This is a genomic window from Tunturiibacter psychrotolerans (genome assembly GCF_051013365.1).
GTDB classification, from domain to species: domain Bacteria; phylum Acidobacteriota; class Terriglobia; order Terriglobales; family Acidobacteriaceae; genus Edaphobacter; species Edaphobacter psychrotolerans_A.
Map to the genome: position 1 here is coordinate 3,740,001 of NZ_CP132941.1, position 19,480 is coordinate 3,759,480.

Sequence of the window (19,480 nt, forward strand, 5' to 3'; positions counted from 1 at the left end):
CGCTCATCCACACACCCACACTGGGCTACAGCAACAGCAGCAGCAGAGTGTGGTGGTCGTGTTTGGCATCATCGTCATGGCTAATGTTTTGTGCCGCTGCCAGCTAGGCTAGCATGGGGTTGGTTGCCCCCATTGCGGTCTTTCCAAACCATACTTCCGAGGAGCTTCGATGTCAAATGACGACCCGCGTTTCGCCGCCGCGCCTCTTTCCCCATACCAAACTTCGGCCTCTCGCACTTACGACTTTGCCCAGGTGGACGTCTTCGCCGAACGGCCGCTCGAAGGCAACGCCCTCGCTATCTTCACCGACGCTCGCGGCCTCGCTTCCGACGAGATGCAGGCGCTGGCTCGCGAGACCAACCTGAGTGAAACCACCTTCATCCTCCCGCGCGCACCGGAGATCGAACGCGAACGCGGTGTCCATGTCCGTATCTTCCTCACTACTGAAGAAGTCCCTTTCGCTGGCCATCCAACTCTGGGCACCGCCAGTTGGCTCTATTGGAATCATCCAGTCTTCCGCGGCGCAGAGGAGATCACACTCGATCTTGGTGTCGGGCCAATCACTGTTCGCTTCCGGCCGCCGCAGCCCAGAGATATCGGCGTCTTCGGCACTATGCGGCAAACCGACCCTACCTTCGGAGAGGCTCTCAACAATTCCGACGAGCGCGCAGCCTTAGCCAACGCACTCAATCTTCCCGTCGAAGATCTCGATCCAAATCTGCCCGCGCAGATAGTCTCCACGGGGATGGCGTTCTGCATCGTGCCCTTGCGATCAATGGAGGTTGCGAACCGCCTCCGCATCAACGCGCAAAACTCTCGGCAATTTCTTGACCGAGTAGGCGCGAAGTTTTTCTTCTGCATTACTCCTGCTAATGCAAACTCAGGAGCGCAATGGCACGCGCGCATGCAGTTCGATTCAGGCGAAGATCCTGCGACCGGCTCTGCCTCAGGCTGCACGATCGCCTACCTCGTGCGGCACGGCCGCGTCGCGAGCGGGCAGCAGATCATCCTCGAGCAGGGAATCGAGATGCTTCGCCCCAGTCGCATTCATGTCAGCGCGGCCCTCGAAGACAACCTCGTGACAAAAGTGTTCGTCGGCGGACGCACCATTCCTGTTGCAAGCGGACGCCTTTTCCTGCCGTGATGCACCAGATTTCAACAGGAGCGCATCATGAGTCCTCAATGAATACGCACCTTTTTACGCGACCGGTGGATGTGCAAGCTCTAATATTTGACGTCTTCGCCCAAACTTCGCCGCTTGCCAAGTGACCGACTCATTCGTACTGTTGGAAAGCGTTGACGACGACGTTACATGCAATATGAAGCGTCGTTGGAGATGATTGCTTTCGCCTGTTTTCTGACAATTTGAGTTGAGAGAAGCCCGACTGCTCCGCAGTCGCGACTCCCCAGCGCACTCCGACTGTCTGCACGCGCAGTGAGTTCGATGCCAGCATCTTTGGCATCGACGCTCACTGTATTCGCAGCAGAGGGACCTCCTGCGCTCCTGAGCCGCGTGGCAACCTGCGTCGGCCCACGGCCTCTCTCGCACCCCGAGGTTCGGCAGCTAACGCTCGCTGGACAATGGGCCCTGATCCCTTTGTGGAGCAGACGGGAGAGCTTTCGCTCATTTCGTCCTTCCTCTTCCGGAGCAGCGGACCCACTACGCGCCGAAGAGCCACACCGGCCGAACCACGGGTCACCTTTGAACACCAGACCGGCGCGCCTGCAAACCAGCAGACGCGTCAGGCTGGCTCATCAGCCGCGAGCCACCACAAGGTGGCGTCCGGCAGAAGCGAGACTGCATGCGCCCCAAGAAGACGATTCTCTGTGTAGATGACAATGAACAAATTCTCTCAGTTCGCACCTTCCTTCTCGAAACCCGTGGCTACCGCGTAGTCGCCGCTCACAGCGCGCAGGAGGCGCTGACCGTTCTCGATCAATACCTTCCCGGCACACTGGATCTGATCCTTTGCGATCTCCTGATGCCGCAGATGGATGGCAACGAACTGGTCCGTCGCGCCAAACAGCTTCATCCCGGCTTGCCCGCGATGATCGTCTCCGGCACCGTCAATGCCTTCGATCGCGCTCTCCATGCCGACGTTTTTCTTCCGAAGGGAGCCTCTTCGCCGGCGGAGATGATCGAGAGAATCCGCGTCCTGGTAGCCCGCAAACGTGGACCCAAAAAGGCTGTCCCGGGCCCCTCGCAGTCTGCGTCACTTGGCGCATTCACCCACGCCACCGCAAGCTGACGTTTCTTTCGTGCGTGGGCGCATGGTCAGAACTTGCACAAGCAGAGCGAGGTTCAGGCTTCGACTAAACCGTACTTCCGCTGCCACTGCATCTTGAGCCGCGCCCACACCGCATCTTTTTCTTCGCTCGAAACGGCTGGGTCCGGCTCTGATGCAAATCGCGCGGCTTCCACTTTGGCCAACTCAAGCAGGGCCCGGTCGCGTATCAGGTTGGCAACGCGAAACTCCGGCATACCAGCCTGGCGCGTTCCAAAGAACTCGCCGGGTCCGCGCTGCTGAAGATCCAGCTCTGCAAGTTCGAATCCATTCTGGGTCCGTACCATCGCATCCAGTCGAGCCTCGGCCTGCTCACTCACTCTGCCGCCTGTCATCAACACGCAGTAGCTCTTCGCCGCTCCACGACCAACCCGTCCTCGCAGTTGATGCATCTGCGCCAAACCGAACCGCTCTGCATGTTCGATCACCATTACCGAGGCATTCGGAACATCCACACCTACTTCAATAACCGTCGTTGCAATCACAACGTCCAGATCGCCGCGCTGAAAGCGGCGCATGGTCACGTCCTTGTCGTCTGCGCTCAAGCGTCCATGCAGCAGGCCAAGACGAAGTCCGCCTAGTGGCCCCAGCCGCAACTCCTCATACATATCCGTCGCGGCACGAAGTGCTTTCTTCGGCTCGAATAGCTTCTCCGTCTTTGACGATAGCTTTGCGGCCTTCGTCTTCGTACTTTTCGACTTTGTAGCGTTGGTCTTCTTGCCTGCATTCAATTTTTCGCTGCCGTTCCGCATCGCAGCGGAAGAACCTGCTGCCACCCTCAGGCTTGCCTCACCCGCATCCGGTTCAGGATCCTGCGGAAAGTCCAACTCCGGTTGATCATCCTTTGCCCCTTCAATTACCGGATAGACGATATAGGCCTGGCGCCCAGCTTCGACTTGTTTGCGGACGAAACTCCAGACGTCCTCTGCCCGCTCCTCTGTTGTCCGTCTCGTCACAATCGGAGTACGCCCAGGGGGCAGTTCATCAATCACACTCGCATCGAGATCGCCGTACAGTGTCAGCGCAAGCGTTCGGGGAATCGGCGTCGCCGTCATGACGAGTACGTCTGGATCGAGCGCTCCTGGCTTCTTCATTAAACGAAACCGCTGTTGCACGCCAAAACGATGCTGCTCATCGACGATCACAAGACCGAGATTGTCGAAGTCAACTTTATCTTCGATCAGTGCGTGAGTTCCGATTGCAAGATCGGTCTCGCCGCGAAAGATTCTTCCGCGCGCCTCTCGCTTCGTCGCCTCGTCGAGCGATCCAGTAAGGAGAGTCACGCGGTAAGGTTTTCCAGTACGCGGCGACAGGACTTCTCCCAGCAGCTTCCTGGCCGAAAGATAATGTTGGGTCGCCAGAATCTCTGTCGGCGCCATCAGGGCCGTCTGATAGCCATTCTCAATAGCGACCAGCGCCGCCTGCATCGCAACGATTGTCTTGCCCGATCCCACATCTCCCTGCAGCAATCGACGCATTGGCTGAGGCCGGCGCATATCGCTGGCAATCTCGCCCAGCACTCGCTTTTGTGCGGCGGTAGGGTGGAAGGGAAGCACCTGTTTGATCGCTTCTCGCACCTTCACATTCGTCACAAACGCGGTCCCTTCGCGCTCTCGCATTCGCCGCCGCTTCAACTCCAGGCCCAGCTCAAGGTAAAACAGCTCTTCGAAGATCAGCCGCCTATGTCCTGGCGTAGTTGCGGACATCAACTCGACCATCGGAGTTCCAGCATCAGGAAAATGTACGGACTTCAGGGCCTTCAGCCTGCCCGGAAACGAAAGCCTTGCACGCATCGCCTGCGGCAACGTTTCAAGCGGACGAAGAGATTCGCTGCCCCCCTGCTTTTCAAGCTCCTCGAAGAGAGCCCAGATCACGCGCCGCAGCCACTTCGATCCCAGCTTCGCACCCCACGCCGTGGTTCCCCCCAGTGACTCATAGACCGGTACGATCCGGCCGACCTCGAGTATCTCGGCATCTGCACCGCCACCGGAAGGTAAGATCTCAAACTGCGGCTGAATCATCTTGAACTTGCCCGCGCTGCTTCGGGAAGGTTCAAGCTTTCCATACAGCGCTACCATCTGCCCCACATGAAACTTATCCCGTAGGTACGTGCCGCGAAACCACATGCACTTTACCGTGCTGAGCCCCTGTCCCACGGTCATCTCGAACAACGGCATGTTCCGCGTTTGCAGCAGCACCGATCCTCTGACCTCGCCGATCACGGAGGCCATCGTCCCCGCCTGCAGAGCACTCATCGGAACCGGATTCAGTCGGTCCTCATAGCGAAACGGCAGGTGATAAAGCAGATCCTCTACAGTTTCAACGCCGCGCTTGGCAAGCTCGACGGCAATGCGCTCCCCCACGAGCTTTACAAATTTGATCGGTGTAGAAAGTTCCAGCACAGACCGATGCTACCAAGAACCGGCCGCGATCAAATCCCGGACACTCCAACAATTTCTTCGTCTTGACACGCATTGACAGGAGGTATGTTGGAATAAAAGAATGCGAGGCTTTGAAGCAAGTCCAGAAACGACGGCAGAGCGCAAAAACATCCTGCTGCATACGCCTCTAATGGCGCTGGCCATAGCTGCCTTCGGCATCGGCACCTCTGAATTCATCATCATGGGTCTGCTGCCCAACCTTGCCGACGACTTTCACGTCAGCATCCCCAAGGCGGGCGTCCTCGTCACCGGCTACGCGCTCTCTGTCACCGTCGGCGCGCCCATCGTAGCCATCGCCACCGCCCGTCTGGAGCGCAAGCTCGCGCTTCTCCTCCTCATGGGCGTTTTCACGCTCGGCAACCTGGCCTGCGCCATCGCCCCCACCTATAACCTCCTCTTCGCGGCGCGCGTCCTCACCGCCCTCTGCCACGGAGCTTTCTTCGGCATTGGCAGTGTCGTCGCCGCAGGTCTCGTCCCCCGCAACCAACGCGCTCAGGCGATCGCGTTGATGTTCTCTGGCCTCACCCTGGCCAACGTCCTCGGCGTTCCCGTCGGCACGGCTCTAGGTCAGGCTTACGGCTGGAGATTCGCCTTCTGGGCCATCGTCCCAATCGGCCTTCTCGCAGCTACGGCGGTCTTCTTCTTCGTCCCCAAACAAGCCGCAGGCTCCGGCGGCCTGCTCCACGAGTTCCGCGTCCTCCGCAAGCCGCAGGTTCTGCTGGTTCTGGCCATGAGCGTTCTCACCTCCGCCTCGCTCTTCTGCGTCTTGACCTACATTGCTCCCGCGCTCGAAGCCGTCACGCTGGTCTCCCCCCACACGGTAACGCTTACGCTTTTGCTCTTCGGAGTCGGCATCACCGTCGGCAACTTTCTCGGCGGCACCCTCAGCGACTGGCGCCCCATGACCTTCCTCATCGGCGCACTCCTGACCCTCATTGCATCCCTCATCGCCCTCTACTACGCCGAACCCCACGTCGTTCCCGCCATCACGATGATCCTCCTCTGGGGGGCCATTCAGTTCGCCGCCGGAGCACCCCTCCAATCCCGCATCGTCGACCAGGCCGCCGCGGCCCCCAACCTAGCCTCCACTCTCAATCAGGGAGCCTTCAACTTCGGAAACGCAACCGGAGCCTCACTCGGTGGCATGATGCTCACAGCCGGCTACACCTACCGCCAACTCCCGATCGCCAGCATTCTCGTAACGTCTCTCACCCTCCTGCTCGCGCTCATCTCGGCAAGATTAGACCGCAAACACCGCGACGCCCAAATAGCCGAAGAGCTCTCCGTCCTCTAACGAAAGAGGGCCTATAATTCCGTCACCTCTGGAGCGTGGCAAAACGCCTTGAGGGAGCGGAGAACTCAAATGACATTCGCAGAGCGCTGGTTTGAAGAAGTCTGGAACAAAGGCCGCGAAGATGCCATCGACGAGATGATGTCTCCTCACAGCATAGGCCACGGTCTCACGCATCCCGAAGGAAGGGAGGTGGACGGAATGACCGCCTTTCGCTCCTTCCACAAATCATTCCGTTCCGCCTTTCCGGACCTCCACATCAACGTGGAAGAAGCCATCATCGACGGAGACAGGACCGCGGCACGCTGCCTGGTCACCGGCACGCACACCGGAGAAGCCCTCGCCGGCAAGGCCGCCACAGGCAAGCCCATCAAGTTCCATGGCATGACGATGTTCCGCGTTAAAGACGGAAAAATTGTCGAGTCCTGGAATAACTTCGATTTCACCACGATGTACAAACAGCTCGAATAATCATTCCTGCACAAATCAGATTCTCACGGGCTTGCCTCCACGAAGGCCCAATGTCGCTGCGTACACTAGCGCCCCGCCTGCAGAATCGCCTGATAAACTCAACATAGAAGAGAACCTATGTCTATCGTAGAACTGCAACATGTCCGCAAAGCCTACGACACCAAGATCGCCGTAGCCGACCTCAGCTTCACCATCGAACCCGGCAGCATGTTCGGCCTCCTCGGCCCCAACGGCTCAGGCAAAACCTCCTCCATCCGCATGATCATCGGGATCACGGTCCCAGACTCCGGAAACATCAGTCTCTTCGGTCAGCCGTTTCATCGCAGCCTCCTCAAGCGCGTCGGGTATCTGCCCGAAGAGCGCGGCCTCTACAAAAAGATGAAGGTGATGGATCAACTCATCTTCCTCGGACAGCTCCACGGCCTCGACGCCACTACTGCTTCGAAGCGCGCGCATGTATGGTGCGAAAAGCTGCAGATCACGGAAGCGATCCACAAGAAGACCGAAGAGCTCTCCAAAGGCATGCAGCAAAAGATCCAGTTCATCTCCACCCTCCTCCACGAGCCCGAGCTCATCATCATGGACGAGCCATTCAGCGGCCTCGATCCGGTCAACGCCGTCCTTCTCATGGACACCCTCGTCGACCTTCGCAAACAAGGCCGCACCATCCTCTTCTCCACTCACCGCATGGATCAGGTCGAAAAGCTTTGCGATAACATCTGCCTTATCCACAACAGCCATCTCGTACTCTCAGGCTCCATGCGTGAGATCAAGTCTCGCTATCCAGTCAACCGCGTCCTCATCAACTTCACCGGCGACGACTCCTTCCTCAATCACGCCACCATCCACTCAGCGAAGAACTACGGTGGCCACGCCGAGATCCGTCTCAAGGAAGGCGCCGACGCGCAGGCGCTCCTCGCCGCGGCAATCGTCAAAGCCCGCGTTACTCGCTTCGAAGTCATGGAGCCGACGCTTGAAGAGATCTTCATCGAGAAGGTAACCGAAACATCGCAGGCCTCGCAGCCTGCAGGAGTTCACGTCAATGCATAACATCTGGCTCATCGCCAGGCGCGAGTATCTGGAGCGCATTCGCACCAAGGCGTTCCTTGTCGCTACCATCCTTATTCCGCTGCTCATGGGTGGCTTTGTCTTCGGCAGCGGCTATCTCGCATCGCGCACAAAATCCTCCGCACACATCGCCATCATCTCGTCCGATACCAACTTTGCGGCTGATCTCAAGCATGAGCTTCAGACCGGGAAAAACAGCAGTATGACGGTCGACCTCCTCGCCCCATCAACCTCAAACGGCGACGCAACTCGCGCCACCCTCGATCAGAATCTGACCAGCAAGCACGGCGATCTTACGGGCTATCTCTGGATTACACCGCCCTCGCAGGGCAACACGCGACCGAGCTTTACCTACGTCCCACGCTCGGCAGGCGACGTCACGACCGAAGACGATCTTTCGGCCGCCATCAAGAACGTCATCACTCGCGAAGGCCTCACCCGACAGGGAATGGGGGCCTCCGAAATCGACGCGCTCATGGCGCCAGTTGTCATCGACACGAGCAAAACCGGAGACAGCCGCACTGCCTTCGGCGCCGCCTATCTCCTCTTCTTCCTCATGTACATGGTCATCATGCTCTATGGCATGAACACGGCACGCTCCATCATCGAAGAGAAGACCAGCCGCGTCTTCGAGGTTATGCTTTCTACCATCAAGCCCGACGAGATGCTCGCCGGCAAGATTCTTGGTGTTGGCTCTGTAGGCCTTACTCAGATCGCAGTATGGATGCTCGCTGCCGCCGCCCTCGGCGCAACCCCCTTCGCGACCAACCTGATCGGCGGAGGCCACGCTCCCATCAGTGCCACGCAGATCTTCTTCTTCGTCATCTATTTCATCTTCGGATTTCTGGTCTACTCAAGCATCGCAGCCGCGCTGGGCGCAATTACCAACTCCGAACAAGAGTTGCAGCAATTGAACATGTTTCTCGTCCTGCCTCTGGCCTTTTGCTTCCTGATGATCTTTGTCATCACTCGCGCCCCTGATTCAACCCTCGCGCAGGTCGTGTCACTGATCCCATTCTGCAGCCCTTTGCTCATGAACTTCCGCATCTCGCTCACCACCGTTCCACCCTGGCAGATTGGCCTCTCCTTCGTTCTGATGAGCCTCACCATCGTCAGCATTCTCTGGGTCGCCAGCCGCATCTATCGCGTCGGGATTCTGATGTACGGCAAAAAGCCCAACCTTCCCGAGCTTTTACGCTGGCTCAAATACAGTTAGAACTTCGCCCGAGATTGTCGTGAAAATAAAACTCACCAGGCTCCTTGCTTGCCTCCAACCCACCACACCATGCCGACGGTCATCGTAGGCTGATCGGCTGACAGCACCCCAGGCTTGTTCGTCAAAAAGTACGGAACATTGCTCCAGTCCCTTCGATACTCCGCGCGCGCCAGGAAGCCCTCGCCAAATTTGTATTCATAGGTTCCTGTGAACTCTTTCAACGCCTGCGTCGTCCCACTGAACAACCCGCCACGATCCGACAGATACTCAGTGCGGCCTCCCAACGCCATCTTCGGCGTCAGTTGGTAACGAACATAGGCTGCGCCACCGTCGACATGGGATGGTGCCGAAGACTCACCCGGCTCGGCATGCGCCCATTGCCTTTCAATAACGTAGTCACCCTCCAGCGAGAACGTCAGCTTCGGCGTTGCGTTCCACGTCACATAGCTGTCGAAGATGTGTGTCTTCCCATCCGGCGCAGGGGTAATCGCTTGGAAGCATAACCCCGGCTGTACAGGTGCCGTGCAATTTGTAGCCAGTTGACGATCAGGATGATCCTGACCCAGGTAATAGTTCACGTTCCACAAGATCTTCTTTGTAGGCTGCGCGGTAAATCCGAACAGCTCGTCTTTGAACGAGTTGGTAGGCTCGGTTTGATTCGTACCATTCACCACCCAGTAGTTCAGCGCAAGTTTGTCGTTAACCTTGAAGCTGGTTCGAAGACCCATCTGGTAGAAAGGCAAGTAGTTGAAGAAGAATGACCGCGAGTAGTTGACCTGGTCCTTCGTGTAGTTCCCCTCGATGCCCAGCGAACTTGACCACTTGCCAAAGTCCACGGTGAGGCCCTTGCCTAACGGAACAACATAAGTCCCATAGGCCTGAAATAGGTTTCGGTAGATCTCCGGCCGCGGTTCGTTTGCCGGGTTCCCCTGCAAGGTCGACGTAGCCTGTCCAAACTGCAGATCCACTCGAACTCCATACCGTCGCCCACTCGCGACGTCAGGGTCAAGCGCGAACACCACATCAGCCTGATTGACGCTGAACGCATTGCTCAGCACGTCGTAGGCTCTCAGATAGAGTACGCGGCCGACCGGATGTTCGAAGTCGTAGCCGTAATACCCGTCGAAGGCATAGTTCAGCGTGGCGCCCCCGGGTAGCTGGGTCGGCAGGATCGCCGCTGCAGGCGAACTTTGCGTTGCCGGAGCTTGTGGACTCGCTGTCACCGATACCGGCACTGGCGCCGCGCCGCTGCTGGACACCGTCTCAACACTTCTGCGAATGTCTGCGGCCGGAGCAGACGTTAGCACCGCCGGTCTCAGCGACGCCATCTCTGTTGTTCCGACAGATCGTTGCTTCTGTAACTCCGCCTCGAGCGCACTTACCCGCAAAGCGAGGTCACGCACTGTCTGCTTTAGTTCCTCAACGTCGGCGTTTGAGGGTGGGGCGACCGCAGTCTGTGCGTTCCCGACAAGCCCGGACAGCAGAGCAACGAAAAGAGAGAGAAGAAGCAATTGATTGAAGCGGCGCATAGGCAGGCCTCTCGCGAACACGAGAATCAAATCACGTTCGCAGTAAATTGATCGTAAAGGGAGCAATGTTCTTTCTGCTTATTACACGAATCTCTTCCATAACTCGGCAAGCACTCGCGCAGGTAAACTGGACGAAGTGGCCTCCACCTACACCTTGAAGCAAAGGCTTGCCCTCGCCATCGTCCCGCGCCTCGCGAGCGCAGCGATCCGTCTACTCGGTATGACCCTCCGTTTCGAAGATGTGCGCGACCCCGGCGCGCCGTTGGGCTTTGACGCGCCCCCGCCGGCCGTCTATGCCTTCTGGCATCGCTGCCTGCTCACTAGCGCCTGGCACTTCCGCAACCACAACATCGCCATCCTCATCAGCCCCAGCTTCGACGGCGAACTTATTGCCCGCACCGTGGAGCGCCTCGGCTACGTAGCCATTCGCGGCTCAAGCTCGCGATCGGGCTCTCTTGGCCTGCGCAACATGCACCGCGCCTATCTGGCAGGCCACTACTGCGCGATCACGGCCGACGGCCCTCGAGGCCCCGCCATGGTCGCCAAACCCGGCGTCACCCAGCTAGCCCAGCTCGTCGACAGTCAAGTGGGAACTTTCTATGTGCTCCCCGAACGCACCTGGGAACTTCGCTCCTGGGACCGCTTCCTCATCCCAAAGCCCTTCTCCCGAGTCTTCATAGGCTGGCCCCTCCTGACCACCGCCGACGAGCCGGCCGTTCAAGCCGCCCTCGATCGCTCTGTCGAATTGGCAGAGGCTCGAAAGAATAATTTCCGAAAAAAAAGTTAGAAAAGTTGGCGTATTTTTTGAAGACGAAATCAACCATGCAAAACACCATCTCGTCACCACGTTTCACCACACAACTCACCACGTTTTCACCGCTAAAATTGACATAGATTGCTCGTATCCGACTTCCATTTCGACCTGCCCGAAGAGCTGATAGCCCAGTCCCCACCGGAGATTCGCGGCTCCAGCCGCATGCTCCTCTTCGACCGAGCCACCGGCCGCTACCAGGACAATTATTTTCGCAACTTACCCCAAATCCTCCAACCCGGCGACCTGCTTATCCTCAACGATAGCCGTGTTTTACCCTCCCGCATCTACGCCACCCGCGCCCGCAGCCAGCAAACCCAACAGAGCTCGCCCGACCCTTCAGGCCGCATCGAAGTCCTATTAACCCAGCAACTTACCGACAACGAATGGACCGCACTTGTGCGCCCCAGCAAAAAAATCCAGCCCGGCGAACGCCTCGTCTTTCACGCTCCTGACGAAGCAAAACCATTGCTGGAAGCCCAAGTTCTCGCCGCCTCTGAGTTCGGTGAACGCACTCTTCGCTTCTCCCCAGTCCCAGATTTTCTAGATGTCCTCAACAAAATAGGCCACATGCCTCTGCCGCCCTATATTCATCGAGAGGATAGCGAGACCGATCGCGATCGCTACCAGACGGTGTTCTCTCAACACTCCGGAAGCGCTGCTGCCCCGACTGCGGGCCTGCACTTTACGCCAGAAATTATCGCTCAGCTCAAACAAAATGGTATCCAGATTGAGACCATTACCCTGCATGTTGGTCTCGGCACCTTTCAGCCGGTCCGCGCAAAAAAGCTCGAAGACATCCGCCTCCACTCCGAGCACTACACGCTTCCTCCTGCTACGGCTACAGCCATCAACACAGCCGTCGGGGAGGGCCGCCGAATCATTGCAGCTGGCACCACAACGACTCGTACACTTGAACATTGCGCCCTAACATCCGCTGGGAATGTTCTTACGCCGCACTCTGGAGAGACGAGCATCTTCATCAGCCCGGGCCATAAGTTCAAGATCGTGGGCGGCCTGCTCACAAACTTCCATCTCCCAGAATCGACTCTGCTTATGCTGGTAAGCGCTTTTGCAGGAAGCCAGATCGGAAAAGAGTTGATAAAGGCGGCCTATGTACATGCCATTCAGGAAAAGTACCGATTCTTCAGCTATGGCGACTGCATGCTGCTTCTCTAGAGCGCGGCTCGACTGTCACCCTCTATCGCAGCGGCCGGCGCCTTATCAGCCGGTACGCGCTACCATCTAACGAGTCATGTCGATATCAAATCCAACCGCATCGTCGGCCAAGCCTCCTATCTACCTGCTTGACAGCATGGCCTTTATCTTCCGCGCGTATCACGCAATGCAGCGTCAGCGCCCGATGTCCACGCGGACCGGTATTCCCACAGCAGCGACCTATGTCTTTGTGAACATGATCAACAAATTACGCAAAGACTTTTCTCCACACTATCTTGCGGCCATCTACGACCTCTCTGGTCCCGTCTTTCGCGACGAACGCGCGCGCGAGATGAAGGCGGTTAAGAAATTGAACATCAAGACCCAACAGTTCGAGGAGATCGACTATCTCGGCTACAAGGCCAATCGAACTGAGATGCCCGCCGATCTTACCCAACAGCTTCCTTTCATTCGCCGCGCCCTTGAGGCTTTTCGCATCCCGATCCTTAGTTACGAGGGATTTGAGGCCGACGACGTTATTGGAACGCTTTCCTGTAAGCTCTCTGCCCTGGGCCATAAAGTCTATGTCGTTTCTTCGGACAAAGATATGATGCAACTCGTCAACGACGACGTGTTCATTCTCAATCCAACCAAGGACAATCTCATTCTTGACCCTCGCGGCGTTGAAGCTGCGCTCGGGGTCCCGCCGGAGCGTGTGATTGACGTTATGGCGCTCCGCGGTGATTCGATCGACAATATTCCCGGCGCTCCCGGCATCGGTGATAAAGGTTCCGTCGAACTCATCCAACAGTTTGGTACCGTCGAGGCCGCGCTCGACCACGCTGATCAGGTGAAACGCAAAACGTATCGGGAGTCATTACAAAACAATCGCGACAACATTCTTCTTTCAAAAGAACTCGTTACGATCCATACGAGCGTGCCTATCGATTACGACCTGGACGATATGCTCACCCAGGCACCCGATAATGCAGCATGCCGCGAACTCTTCTCGGAGCTTGAATTCACAACTCTGCTCAAGGAACTGGCGCCCTCCAACGTAAACGTTCCCATCTCGTACAATTTGTCACCGACATCAGATCAAATAAGCGACTTGCTGGAGGACTCCCGGTCCGCCGATCTTTCTGGAAAAATCAGGGGGTTGACTCTAGCTGTCTTTGAAGATGCCCGAGCTCTTGCAGAAGAAGTTTCCGCGGACGTGTCTGCGGAAGAAGAGGCCGAGCCCGAACCGCAGCCGTCCAAGTCTATGTCTCTCTTCGGAACCCAGGAGCCGGAGCCGCAGAACCAGCGCGTGCCGAACGTTTCGACCACTCTACAAATTGGTCTTACGACCTCAGTTGACTCCGCGATGGTCGTATCGCTCCAAGCGCTAGGCCTAAAAGAGGCACTTGAAGACCCAACGCTTCCGAAGCATGTGCATGATCTCAAAGCCGTACTCCGTGCACTTGAACCTCATCAAGCCGTCTTGGCCGGTGTCCGCGATGATGTGATGCTTTATAGCTACCTCGTCAACCCGACGCATGGCTCTCACATTCTTCCTGATGTCACGGCTCGCTTTACCGACCGTGCCTTATCCCGACCTTCAAAGACGCCCAGTGACGCCGAGATTGCAAATCTTCTGCCGGAAGCTGCCAATGCTGTACATCGCCTCTCCGATGTTCTTCGGAGCCAGATCGAATCAGCTCACCTCACGCACATCTACGAGACGATGGATCTTCCATTGGTTCCTGTTTTATTGCGCATGGAGCAGGCGGGTGTTCGGATCGATTCAGATGTTCTCGGCGAGATGTCGACTCGACTTGCTGTGGATATAGATAATCTCGCGGAGCGCATTTACAAAGATTCGGGCCATCGTTTCAATATCAACTCGCCTAAGCAACTCGGCGATGTCCTCTTCAACAAGATGCTTCTTCCAAAACCGATGAAGTATGGCAAGGGCAAAGTGGTTTCTACTGCTCAGGATGTGCTTGAGGAGCTCGCAGAACATCATGCGGTTCCTGCGCTCGTGCTCGAATATCGCCAACTAGCGAAGCTGAAATCGACCTATATCGATTCTTTGCCACAGCTTACCGATGGCGTGGGGCGCATCCATACTACTTTCAACCAAGTAGGCACAGCGACTGGCCGCCTTTCGAGTACCAACCCAAATCTGCAGAACATCCCCATCCGTACAGCTCTCGGCCGGGAGATTCGCGCCGCGTTTATCCCAGCTCCGGGCAATGTTTTGATGTCCGCCGACTACTCGCAGATTGAGTTGCGCCTGATGGCACACTTCTCACAGGACCCTCTGCTCCTTGATGCTTACCGCACAGGTAAAGACATTCACGCGTTGACCGCTAGTGAGGTCTTCGGCGTCGACATGGCCACAATGGATAAAGAGATGCGCGCTCGGGCCAAGGCCGTTAACTTCGGCATCGTATACGGAATTAGTCCATTCGGCCTGGCCGCACAACTTAACATCGACCAGAAGACCGCGAAGACATACATCGAGACTTATTTCGACCGCTACAAGGGCGTTCAACGCTTCATCAAGGAGACGCTCGAAAGCGTGCGTCGAGATCAGTCAGTGAAAACGTATTTTGGCCGCATTCGACCGATCCCTGATATTCAATCCCGCAATCCCAACATGCGCGGCTTTGCGGAGCGGACTGCAATCAATACCCCGCTACAAGGTACCGCCGCCGACCTCATCAAACTGGCGATGCTCAGAATTGACCAGCTTATCCGCGATCGTAAACTCAAATCGCAGATGACTCTGCAGGTCCACGACGAGCTTCTCTTCGATGTCGTTCCTGAAGAAGTCGAAGAACTGCAGCTGCTTGTTAAGCAAGAGATGGAACACGTCGCTGAGTTCTCGATTCCAATCGTCGCTGAGGTGGGCGTCGGCAAAAACTGGCGCGATATGAAATAGGGGGCTCCGACACGCTAGTTGAGAACTTCTACCGCGTTGGCAATTGTCCGACCATACTTTCGTTATGCACCATCTGCCGATTGAGTGTGGATCCAGTAGTCGACAGCAGGTGGAAAGATGTCAGAGCGAGTTTTCCTAGGCTGTTGGCGGTAGGATTGCTAAACAAGCATATGACTGACGCACGCACTCTCCCTCCTCCAGTTCTGTTGCATATCGCCCAAACTCTCAACCTTCCAATGCAAGGCCTGGTCGCGGTTATTACGCTACTGGACGAGGGTGGGACCGTTCCCTTCATCGCTCGGTATCGCAAGGAGGCTACGGGGAATCTCGATGAGGTGCAGATTCGTGATATCGAGGAAAAGGTTGCTTACTTTCGCGATCTCGAGGTGCGGCGGGCGACAATCCTTGCTTCGATTGCGGAGCAGGGCAAGTTGACGGACGATTTGAAGGCGAGAATTGAGGCGACTCTGGATAAGAGTGAGCTGGAAGATCTGTATCTGCCCTTCCGGCCGAAGCGAAGGACGAAGGCGACAGTTGCTCGGGAGAAGGGACTGGAGCCACTGGCGCTGTATCTGTGGGAGCAGAAGATCTCTGACGAACCGTTGAGTGCGATGGTGATCAGGTTTGTCGATGGTGAGAAGGGCGTTGCTTCGGTGGAGGAAGCGCTTGAGGGTGCGAGACACATCGTGGCGGAGATGATCAGCGAGAGTGCGGACTTGCGAAAGGCGACGCGTGCGCTGATGTTTGATGAAGGTGTGGTGGTGAGCCGCAAGGCGATGGATGCGGTGGATGAGCAGGAGAAGTTCAAGATGTACTACGAGTATCGCGAGCCGGTGAAGACGATTCCGTCGCATCGAATGCTGGCGATTCGTCGCGGTGAGAGTGAGAATGTACTTTATTTTTTGATTGAGTTGGAGGCTGCACGGGCGGTGAATGTGCTGCGGCGCGGAGTTTTGCGGGAGCAGGGTGATTGGACGCCACAGCTGGAGTTGGCGATTGAGGATTGCTGGTCGCGGCTGCTGAACTCATCCATTCAGGGGGAGCTGCGGCTGGAGTTGAAGAAGCGCTCGGATCTGGATGCGATCCAGGTGTTCCGAGATAATCTGCATCATCTGTTGCTGGCTCCTCCGGCGGGGCCGATCTCGGTGCTGGGGATTGATCCGGGACAGAGGACCGGATGCAAGGTTGCGGTGGTGGATGAGACCGGTAAGTTCCTGGCGAATGATGTGCTGTATCTGCATACGTCGAAGGGCGCTGCTGAGGCGGCGGCGAAGACGCTCGAGGGTCTGGTGGTGAAGCACCAGGTTCGGGCAATTGCTATTGGGAATGGAACGGCTTCGCGGGAGACGGATGCGTTTGTGCGAGAGTTCCTGCGTGAGCGCGGCCTGGAGAACATCTTCTCGGTGACGGTGAGCGAGTCGGGAGCGAGTATCTATTCGGCTTCGGATGTGGCGAGGCAGGAGTTTCCGGATCTGGATCTTACGGTGCGTGGCGCGATCTCGATCGCGCGGCGCTTGCAGGATCCTCTGTCGGAGTTGGTGAAGGTTGATCCGAAGTCGATTGGTGTTGGTCAGTATCAGCATGATGTGGATCAGAGACAGTTGCAGCAGTCGCTCGAGACGGTGATCGAGAGTTGTGTGAATCGGGTTGGTGTTGATCTGAATACTTCGTCGTGGACTTTGCTGCGGTATGTTTCGGGTGTGACGGAGAGAACGGCGCTGAACATCGTGAGTTATCGGAATGAACATGGACGGTTTCGCTCGCGGACTCAGTTGATGAAGGTTCCTGGGATTGGGGCGAAGACGTTTGAGCAGGCTGCGGGATTTCTGCGGATTCGGGATGGTGAGAATCCGCTGGATATGACTGCGGTTCATCCTGAGTCTTACGCGGTTGTGGAGCAGATTGCGGCTTCGCTGAAGGCTCCGGTTGAGGAGTTGATCAAGAGTCCGCAGTTGCTGGAGAAGGTGGATAAGAGCGCGGTTTCGGCAGGAAGTTTTACGCTGAACGACATCCTGGAGGAGTTGAAGAAGCCGGGGCGGGATCCGCGCGATAAATTTGTTGCGCCGAGCTTCAACGAAAGCGTTCGCGAGCTGTCGGATGTGATGCCGGACATGGTGCTTGAAGGTGTGGTGACGAATGTGACGAAGTTTGGTGCGTTCGTCGATATTGGGGTGCACCAGGATGGGCTGGTACATATCAGCGAGCTGTCGGTGAAGTTCATTAAGGATCCGTCTGAGGCGGTGAAGGCGGGGCAGATCGTGAAGGTGAAGGTGCTGTCTGCCGATGCGAAGACGAAGCGTATTGCGTTGTCGATCAAGGCGCTGCATGAGGCGGGGCCTAGAGGGCCGCGGCAACATGCACCGAATTCGCAGGCTCCGGCGAAGGGGCAAGGAGGGCCGATGTTGAAGACGCAGGTCCGCGTGAAGACGGTTGCGCCCGAGCCGGTGAAGGCTCCGGTTTCTCTTGATGACAAGTTGGCGATGCTGTCCTCCAAGTGGAAGGGACGTTAGGCTTCCGTTTGGTGGGGGTACCCCCCCCATTGCCTGCGTCTAAGTGGTTTTGAATCAGTTGTTTCCAGGCTGTCAATGCTTGCAAAATCGTCTTAACAAAAGGGTTAGCCGCAAATTCGTCATTCCAAATGAGTTATGTTCATCTTCGGTTACAAAACGAATGCCCCGCGGATTCGCGGGGCATTTCTCTGTTCACTAGTTCTAGTTTAGCGGATTGTGTGGAACTGATGCGCAATGCTAATTCCCGCAATTGGCGCGGGTTTTGGTGAGTTTGGGGCTTGACATGTGTTTTTGCAGGGAATTTTGCAGAAGTGGGATGTTTTCGCGGCAAAAAGGCGGCAGCAGGTCCCATTGGGAATGACAACAAGAAAGCACATGCACCAGCAGATTCCTCCGCTGCGCTGCGGAATGACAACAAAAAACAGGCAACTGGGGCGGAAAGACAACAGCAGATTCCCTTTGGGGGATGACACAAGAAACGCACATGCAAGGACAACAGCAGATTCCTCCGCTGCGCTACGGAATGACAACAAAAAAAACAGGCAACCGAGGCGGAATGACAACAAAAAACAGGCAACCGAGGCGGAATGACAACAAAGAAACAGGCAACAGCGGAGGAAAGGACTACAGCAGATCCCTAGATTTGACTTGGGGTTTGGTTGATGCGGGCCTGCCAGATGTCGAGAAGGCTGGCGGCGATGCTGAAGATAACCGGGCCGAGGATGATGCCGAGGGGGCCGAAGACCGCGATGCCGCCGAGGATGGTGATGAGAATGATGGCGGTGTGGGAGCGGAGGTGGCCGCCGATGAGGATGGGGTAGAGGATGTTGTCGATGGTGCTGACGATGAGTCCACCCCAGATGACGAGAAGAGCAGCCTTGCCCCAATGGCCGTTGAGGCCGAGGTAGGTGGCGATGGGGCCCCAGACGAGGAAGGCGCCGAAGGCGGGAATCATGGCGAAGGCGGTGAGGGTGGTGGCCCAGAGGAGAACGCCGGGGACGCCGAGTACCCAGAAGGCGAGACCGGCGAGAACTCCCTGTACGAGAGCGATGGCGAGGCGGCCGAGGAAGGTGGCGTAGATCGTGTCGTCAACGCGATTGAGTAGTTCCGCGGTCTCGTCTTCGCGGAGGGGGATGAGGGAGCGGAGGCCAACGAGGGCGATCTGGCGGTCGCGAAAGAGGAAGAAGAGAAGGAAGAGCATGACGACAAGTTCGGTGATGAAGTGGATTGAGTTTGTGAGGATCACTGCCGCTTTCCCGCCCACATAGGTAGCGGTGGTGCGGGCGGCGGTGTTGACGTCGATGGAGGCGGAGAAGGCTTCGATGTGGTTAGCGAGGGCGGGATGGTTGCCGATGTAGTCGGTGATGAGATTTTGCGCGTTGGGGTTGCGAAGAGAGACGATGGCTTTGAGGGCATGTTCACTTAGCTCCTGCATGAGAAAGAAGCCGGGGACGATGACGGCGAGGACGACGAGGATGAGGGCGACGGTGGCGCAGAGGGTGCGGTTGGGAATGCGGGCGGAGAGCCAGTTGTAGGGGACTTCGGTGACAACGGCGAGGACGATGGCTCCGACGATGGCGGTGAAGAAGGGCTGGAGGATGAAGGCGCAGAGGATCAGGATGACGATGGTAAGGAGGAAGAGGGTGATCTGCCTCCAAGGTGGGGCTTCTCGGTCATCTCGGTCTTTTCTGACTTCTCGGCCTTCTTGCATGTGGGGAGTGCTCTCCGATGGTCTTTGTTCGATGCGTGTCTGTTATGGGTTGAGACTAGA

At 57.0% G+C, this 19,480-nt stretch carries 13 protein-coding genes; 10 read left to right on the forward strand and 3 right to left on the reverse strand.

Annotated elements, in window-relative coordinates; genetic code table 11:
• Positions 1-169 precede the first annotated feature (169 nt).
• Complete coding sequence (locus tag RBB76_RS15635) at positions 170-1,144, forward strand: PhzF family phenazine biosynthesis protein (RefSeq protein ID WP_429629880.1); 975 nt, start codon at positions 170-172, stop codon at positions 1,142-1,144.
• A gap of 658 nt (positions 1,145-1,802) precedes the next feature.
• A complete protein-coding gene (locus RBB76_RS15640; RefSeq protein WP_429629879.1) occupies positions 1,803-2,249 on the forward strand; it encodes a response regulator in 447 nt (148 codons plus the stop codon).
• Positions 2,250-2,302: 53 nt separating this feature from the next.
• Here RBB76_RS15640 and recG read toward each other — a convergent pair whose 3' ends face one another.
• Positions 2,303-4,687 carry an ATP-dependent DNA helicase RecG gene (gene recG, locus RBB76_RS15645; RefSeq protein ID WP_429629878.1) on the reverse strand — a complete coding sequence of 795 codons (2,385 nt, stop codon included), beginning with the start codon at positions 4,685-4,687 and terminating at the stop codon, positions 2,303-2,305.
• A 100-nt stretch (positions 4,688-4,787) separates the two neighbouring features.
• Between recG and RBB76_RS15650 the strand changes: the two genes are divergently transcribed.
• The 4 genes from RBB76_RS15650 to RBB76_RS15665 all read left to right on the forward strand — a co-directional run bounded on the left by RBB76_RS15650 (position 4,788) and on the right by RBB76_RS15665 (position 8,772).
• Positions 4,788-6,020, forward strand: coding sequence for an MFS transporter (locus RBB76_RS15650; protein WP_429629877.1), 1,233 nt, complete (start codon positions 4,788-4,790; stop codon positions 6,018-6,020).
• 69 nt (positions 6,021-6,089) lie between these two features.
• Positions 6,090-6,488, forward strand: coding sequence for an ester cyclase (locus RBB76_RS15655; protein ID WP_429629876.1), 399 nt, complete (start codon positions 6,090-6,092; stop codon positions 6,486-6,488).
• A gap of 117 nt (positions 6,489-6,605) precedes the next feature.
• A complete protein-coding gene (locus RBB76_RS15660; RefSeq protein WP_429629875.1) occupies positions 6,606-7,538 on the forward strand; it encodes an ABC transporter ATP-binding protein in 933 nt (310 codons plus the stop codon).
• Positions 7,531-8,772, forward strand: coding sequence for an ABC transporter permease (locus tag RBB76_RS15665; protein WP_429629874.1), 1,242 nt, complete (start codon positions 7,531-7,533; stop codon positions 8,770-8,772). Before RBB76_RS15660 ends, RBB76_RS15665 begins: the two co-directional genes overlap by 8 nt.
• Positions 8,773-8,804: 32 nt before the next feature.
• Here the strand turns inward: RBB76_RS15665 and RBB76_RS15670 are convergent, their stop codons facing one another.
• Positions 8,805-10,301, reverse strand: coding sequence for an outer membrane beta-barrel protein (locus RBB76_RS15670; protein ID WP_429629873.1), 1,497 nt, complete (start codon positions 10,299-10,301; stop codon positions 8,805-8,807).
• A gap of 136 nt (positions 10,302-10,437) precedes the next feature.
• Between RBB76_RS15670 and RBB76_RS15675 the strand changes: the two genes are divergently transcribed.
• From RBB76_RS15675 to RBB76_RS15690, 4 genes are all read left to right on the forward strand, one after another.
• Positions 10,438-11,088, forward strand: a complete 651-nt coding sequence (locus RBB76_RS15675; protein WP_429629872.1) for a lysophospholipid acyltransferase family protein — start codon at positions 10,438-10,440, stop codon at positions 11,086-11,088.
• Positions 11,089-11,196: 108 nt separating this feature from the next.
• A complete protein-coding gene (queA, locus tag RBB76_RS15680; RefSeq protein ID WP_429629871.1) occupies positions 11,197-12,291 on the forward strand; it encodes a tRNA preQ1(34) S-adenosylmethionine ribosyltransferase-isomerase QueA in 1,095 nt (364 codons plus the stop codon).
• 76 nt (positions 12,292-12,367) lie between these two features.
• Complete coding sequence (polA, locus tag RBB76_RS15685; RefSeq protein ID WP_429629870.1) at positions 12,368-15,199, forward strand: DNA polymerase I; 2,832 nt, start codon at positions 12,368-12,370, stop codon at positions 15,197-15,199.
• A 170-nt stretch (positions 15,200-15,369) separates the two neighbouring features.
• A complete protein-coding gene (locus tag RBB76_RS15690) occupies positions 15,370-17,709 on the forward strand; it encodes a Tex family protein (protein WP_429629869.1) in 2,340 nt (779 codons plus the stop codon).
• Between the two features lie 637 nt (positions 17,710-18,346).
• On the opposite strand, the gene RBB76_RS15695 is transcribed toward RBB76_RS15690, so the two are convergent.
• Positions 18,347-19,420: an AI-2E family transporter gene (locus tag RBB76_RS15695; RefSeq protein ID WP_429629868.1), complete on the reverse strand. Its 1,074-nt coding sequence runs from the start codon at positions 19,418-19,420 to the stop codon at positions 18,347-18,349.
• Between the last annotated feature and the right edge of the window lie 60 nt (positions 19,421-19,480).

What these genes read in the sequence shown, in the direction of transcription:
- RBB76_RS15635 (WP_429629880.1), top strand. Translation starts at nt 170, where the DNA reads ATGTCAAATGACGACCCGCGTTTCGCCGCCGCGCCTCTTTCCCCATAC.
- polA (WP_429629870.1), top strand. Translation starts at nt 12,368, where the DNA reads ATGTCGATATCAAATCCAACCGCATCGTCGGCCAAGCCTCCTATCTAC.
- RBB76_RS15665 (WP_429629874.1), top strand. Translation starts at nt 7,531, where the DNA reads ATGCATAACATCTGGCTCATCGCCAGGCGCGAGTATCTGGAGCGCATT.
- RBB76_RS15690 (WP_429629869.1), top strand. Translation starts at nt 15,370, where the DNA reads ATGACTGACGCACGCACTCTCCCTCCTCCAGTTCTGTTGCATATCGCC.
- RBB76_RS15655 (WP_429629876.1), top strand. Translation starts at nt 6,090, where the DNA reads ATGACATTCGCAGAGCGCTGGTTTGAAGAAGTCTGGAACAAAGGCCGC.
- RBB76_RS15660 (WP_429629875.1), top strand. Translation starts at nt 6,606, where the DNA reads ATGTCTATCGTAGAACTGCAACATGTCCGCAAAGCCTACGACACCAAG.
- RBB76_RS15670 (WP_429629873.1), bottom strand. Translation starts at nt 10,301, where the DNA reads ATGCGCCGCTTCAATCAATTGCTTCTTCTCTCTCTTTTCGTTGCTCTG.
- RBB76_RS15695 (WP_429629868.1), bottom strand. Translation starts at nt 19,420, where the DNA reads ATGCAAGAAGGCCGAGAAGTCAGAAAAGACCGAGATGACCGAGAAGCC.
- RBB76_RS15650 (WP_429629877.1), top strand. Translation starts at nt 4,788, where the DNA reads ATGCGAGGCTTTGAAGCAAGTCCAGAAACGACGGCAGAGCGCAAAAAC.
- RBB76_RS15640 (WP_429629879.1), top strand. Translation starts at nt 1,803, where the DNA reads ATGCGCCCCAAGAAGACGATTCTCTGTGTAGATGACAATGAACAAATT.